The sequence below is a fragment of the Butyrivibrio sp. genome, from assembly GCF_024699075.1.
On record NZ_JAILQF010000385.1, the window covers coordinates 1 to 5,094 of the forward strand.

The 5,094-nt window shown below is 39.4% G+C and carries 4 protein-coding genes; 3 read left to right on the top strand and 1 reads right to left on the bottom strand.

Going from position 1 to position 5,094, the window contains the following annotated elements:
• Positions 1–438 precede the first annotated feature (438 nt).
• From K6G87_RS15495 to K6G87_RS15505, 3 genes are all read left to right on the top strand, one after another.
• Positions 439–1,620 (top strand): galactokinase, encoded by a 1,182-nt coding sequence (locus tag K6G87_RS15495; RefSeq protein ID WP_296839249.1) that lies wholly within the window; start codon positions 439–441, stop codon positions 1,618–1,620.
• A gap of 64 nt (positions 1,621–1,684) precedes the next feature.
• Complete coding sequence (gene galT / locus K6G87_RS15500; RefSeq protein WP_296839253.1) at positions 1,685–3,223, top strand: UDP-glucose--hexose-1-phosphate uridylyltransferase; 1,539 nt, start codon at positions 1,685–1,687, stop codon at positions 3,221–3,223.
• A 508-nt stretch (positions 3,224–3,731) separates the two neighbouring features.
• A complete protein-coding gene (locus K6G87_RS15505) occupies positions 3,732–4,688 on the top strand; it encodes a hypothetical protein (protein ID WP_296839256.1) in 957 nt (318 codons plus the stop codon).
• An 87-nt stretch (positions 4,689–4,775) separates the two neighbouring features.
• Here K6G87_RS15505 and K6G87_RS15510 read toward each other — a convergent pair.
• On the bottom strand, positions 4,776–5,094 hold a 319-nt coding region (locus K6G87_RS15510), incomplete at its 5' end, for a sodium:solute symporter family transporter (RefSeq protein WP_296839259.1).

A 5,094-nucleotide genomic window follows, 5' to 3' on the forward strand; every position in this document is an offset into this window, starting at 1 on the left:
AGATAACCCACCACCTTTAGGTGGTGGGAAGATCTTGATTTCTGGTGCGGGGTTATAAGCCCCGTACCAGTAGAGCTGCGTTAGCAGCGATTTTATAACGAGCAAAAAGCGAAGCGTTTGCGAGTTTAACAACGTATATTGGCAGAGGATAATCACGCAGTTCATTACCTTAATTCGGGTAAATTGAATTCATGACTTTAGTAAATGAAATCATAAGCCGATTTTGAAAATGTTCCTGATTTTTGTTAGGTTCTTAGGAGCGAGAGTATATAGTGTTTACGGAAGCGGATAAGAGCCTTACAAAAATCAGGGTTATTTTCACATGAGGCGATGATTTTATTTACTAAAGCCATGAAGGCGAAAGCGGGGTTACGCAATTGACTGCGTGATTATCCTGGCGATTAACATATTTTTAAGTACGAAAGAAGAGGTGTTTTTATGGTTGATCAGGAAATGAAACAGGCCGTACTTGACGGCTTTGCAAAAGAATTCGGCGATAACGAAGGCGTTAAGTGCTACTTTGCACCAGGCCGTGTAAACCTTATTGGTGAGCATACAGATTATAATGGCGGTCACGTATTCCCATGTGCACTCACAATCGGAACATATGCTGCAGCAAGGAAGAGAGACGACAGAGTGATTCGCTTTGTGTCCCTTAATTTTGATAATTCAAGACGCGAGACATCCCTTGATGACCTTGTTCCAAACGATCCCAAGGCTGGCTGGACCAACTATCCAAAGGGAGTTGTATGGGCTTTTGAAAAAAGAGGAATGAAGCTTGAGACAGGCTTTGATATGGTCATCATCGGTAACATTCCTAATGGTTCAGGCCTTTCATCATCAGCATCACTTGAAGTTCTTACAGGCTTTGCTGTTCGCGATATGTACGGTTTTGATGTCCCTAATCAGGAACTTGCTCTTATCGGACAGGATGCAGAGAACAATTTCAATGGTTGTAACTGCGGAATCATGGACCAGTTCGCTTCTGCTATGGGCAAAAAAGATAATGCTATTTTCCTTGATACAGCAGACCTTTCATTTGAATATGCTCCAATCCATCTTGATGGCATGAAGATCGTAGTAACTAATACAAATAAAAAGCATAAACTCACAGATTCTCAGTACAACGCAAGAAGAAGCGCCTGCGAGCATGCTCTTTCACAGATGCAGACAGTATGTGACATAAAGGGACTTGGTGATCTTTCTATAGAAGAGTTTGAGGCTCATAAGGATGCGATCACAGATGATGACGAAAGAGTAAAAGCAAAGCATGCTGTATATGAGAATCAGCGTACTCTTGATGCAGTAGAAGCTCTTAAGGCAGGAGACCTTGAAAAGTTTGGTAAGCTTATGAACGCTTCTCACGTATCACTTCGTGATGACTATGATGTAACAGGAATTGAGCTTGATACTCTTGCTGAGGAAGCCTGGAAGGTTGACGGCGTTATCGGTTCACGTATGACAGGCGGCGGATTTGGCGGCTGCACTGTTTCTATCGTTAAGGACGAAGCAATTGATGATTTTAAAGAAAAGGTTGGCAAAGCTTATAAAGATAAGATTGGCTATGACTGCACATTCTATATCGTATCAATAGGTGACGGCCCAAGAGTAATTGACTAATACATCTATAACAGGCGACCAGAGATTTTGGGTCGCCTTAATAATATCCAAATCGAGGTGCGCAATGATTGACGAAAACATAGTAGACCTTGTAGCTTATGCTTATCGTACAGGTCTTATAGAAAAAGAAGACATAACATATTCTCTTAATACTATTCTTATGCAGTTTGGTCTTACAGAGCTTGAAGGATCAGAAGAGGATGTCATCAAGAAATCAGAAAGCATTGACCAAAAGAAGATAGATGATGGCACATATCTTGAAGGTACAATGAAAGATCTTTGCAAGTATGCAGTTGATAATAAGATCATAGAAGGAACAACAGCAGCATATACAGATCTTTTTGATACAAAGCTCATGGGTCTTCTTACACCAAGGCCAAGTGAAGTGATAAAGAAGTTTAATGATCTTTATAAAGAAGATCCGGTTAAGGCAACTGACTGGTACTATACATTTTCAAGAAATACTGATTATATAAGAAAATATCGTATCGCTAAAGATATGAAATGGATAACACCAACAGATTACGGTAATCTTGATATCACAATAAATCTGTCCAAACCTGAGAAGGATCCAAAGGCTATTGCTGCAGCAAGAAATGCTAAGCAGTCAGGCTATCCTAAATGTCAGCTTTGCAGAGAAAACGAAGGATATTCAGGAAGACTTGATCATCCTGCAAGAGAAAATCACAGGATCATTCCTGTCACCATCAATAACAGTAACTGGTTTTTCCAGTATTCACCTTATGTATATTACAATGAGCATTGCATAGTGTTTAATTCACAGCACGTTCCAATGAAGATTGAGCATGCTACATTCTGTAAGCTTTTTGACTTTGTTAAGCAGTTCCCTCACTACTTTGTAGGATCAAACGCAGACCTTCCAATAGTAGGCGGATCTATTCTTTCACATGACCATTTCCAGGGAGGTCATTATGACTTTGCTATGGCAAAGGCGGAAGTCGAGAGAACATTTACTGTAAATGGATTTGAAGATGTTAAGAGCGGAATTGTTAAGTGGCCAATGTCAGTAATCCGTTTATCAGCACCTGATACAGACAGGATCATCGCGCTTGCTGATAAGATACTTGAAACTTGGCGCGGATATAGTGATGAGGATGCATTTATTTTGGCAGAAACAGATGGAACCCCTCATAACACGATCACTCCTATTGCTAGAAAGCGCGGCGACATGTACGAGCTTGATCTTGTACTTAGAAACAATATAACTACAGAGGAGCATCCTCTTGGTGTATATCATCCTCATGCTCAGCTTCATCATATCAAGAAGGAGAATATAGGTCTTATCGAAGTTATGGGACTTGCAGTACTTCCTGCAAGACTTAAGACTGAGATGAAGGATCTTAAAGAAGCTATTCTTACAGGCAAAGACCTTCGTAAGGATGAAGTACTTGAAAAGCATGCAGACTGGGTAGATGAGTTTAGTAAAAACTATGACAGGATTGATGCTACCAATATAGATACGGTGCTTCAGGATGAAATCGGTAAAGTGTTTATGCACGTACTTGAAGATGCAGGCGTTTACAAGCGTACACCTGAAGGTCAGGAAGCCTTCGACAGATTCGTTGCATCTTTGAATAAATAATAGCTCAAACTTCGCAAATCTAATTCTCAATGGATAATGTAGTGCGAATTTGAAAAAATTATAAAATTGCTTTTGGCTGAAAACCCATTAGTTGCAACTGATGTGATGAAAGCCGTTTGATGTAGCGAATAAAAAATATTAGATTGTCTCAATAACCAGGCATGGAAATACATCTAGTTATTTCTATATCTGGTTATTTTTTATTTAAGGATTAATAGATGGAATGAAGTGTGTTTTTAAGAGGAGGCGAGGCTTTTTTGGATATATATTAAAAAATATAAATTTATTATTTTGATATATATGCGAAAAAACTATAGTTAATTTGGAAAAGTTTGGGTGTATTTGTTGAATGAATCATGACATAATGTTAACCGTGGTTAATCATTAAAACCATTATTGCCATAAGCTCAGGTAATCATATATGATGGCATGATGGTAAACATGGGGAGATTTGTCAGTTTTAAGATTTACTGCACTGCTGACAAAAATATTTTATGAGGAGAAAAGTATGAGAATACCAGACACAGACAAATTAAAGATGGGATATTCAAGGGGAGTTGTTGTAGGACATAACGGCGGATCCAGGAAGGATCCTGATGTATGTACAAGCTTACAGGTAAGGCTTCTTGATGTTGATCTTCAGCCGGAGATAGAAGTATTTGCACCACTACCTAAAGGTAAGATCATTGGCGCCTGCAGAGCTTCAAAATCTGAAAACCCTATAGGTAAAGAAGTACACGTATCATATAAGTACAATGTAGGATATCAGGAATATGTATATGGGACTCTTATAAGCGAAAATGAAGTGGAAAATGTTAAGCAGATGGAAGAAGCTTATAAGGCTCAGGATATACAAAAGGAAAATGACAGATTACAAAGAGCTGCAGAGCAAAGAGTTTATGCACAGTCACTTAACAGACGCCCAATAACAAAGAACCTTATCATTGCAAAAACAGGATGTATAAGACAGATAATTTTTGGAACCATTTTTGGAGGAGTTCCTTTTCTTATGATGATAGCTACTATGAAGTCTTTCATTCCCTTTTTTATATCTTCAATTGGAAATGAAGGTTTTGGCGGTGTTATTGCTCTGGCACTTGGCTTATCGGCTTTCTTTTTAATATTTATAATCTGTGGAATACGTATTGTATCGGAAGCTATAAAACGTATAAATCTGATTAATGATGAAAGATACAGCGTAGTACTTGATACGGTCAGCAGTCTTAGCAATGTTGAAAGTCATCGCAGTGGCTCTGATCACTCAACTACATACACTTACAAGTTTTCATTCGATAACTATACAGGTAGAAGTGGAAGAACAGTTAGCTTTACATCTTCAGAAAGCAGAAACATTCAGCCCGGAGATCAGTACTATCTGGTAGTAAAAAACGAAGACCTAATAAAAAAAGAAAGCGACGACGGAGTACTTGTAGCTCTGCCTGCAGTCAAATACTGCTTCGAATAATCTTTGCACTTCCCACTCCATTACTGCCTATAAAGGTGAGGGAGTATGCATAAAATACCCCTCCCGGTGTGATGGGAGGGGTGAGTGTTAATGTATGGATTCGAAGGTGGCGGTGGTTTCTTTGTCTGGGGCTGGGGTGTTAAGGCTTACTATTATGTTGGCAAGAAGGGCGATTATGAAGGCTGGGAGGAGTTCGTAGATAGCGAAGGGTCCTCCGAGTTTTGCGATTACGTATTTCCAGATGAATACGAAAGCTCCGCCTGTTATCATGCCAGCTATGGCGCCTTGCAGATTAGATCTTTTCCAAAAGAGAGAAAGAAGTACAACGGGGCCAAAGGCTGCTCCAAAACCTGCCCAGGCAAATGATACTATCTGGAATACTGATGAATCCGGATCTCTTGCAATA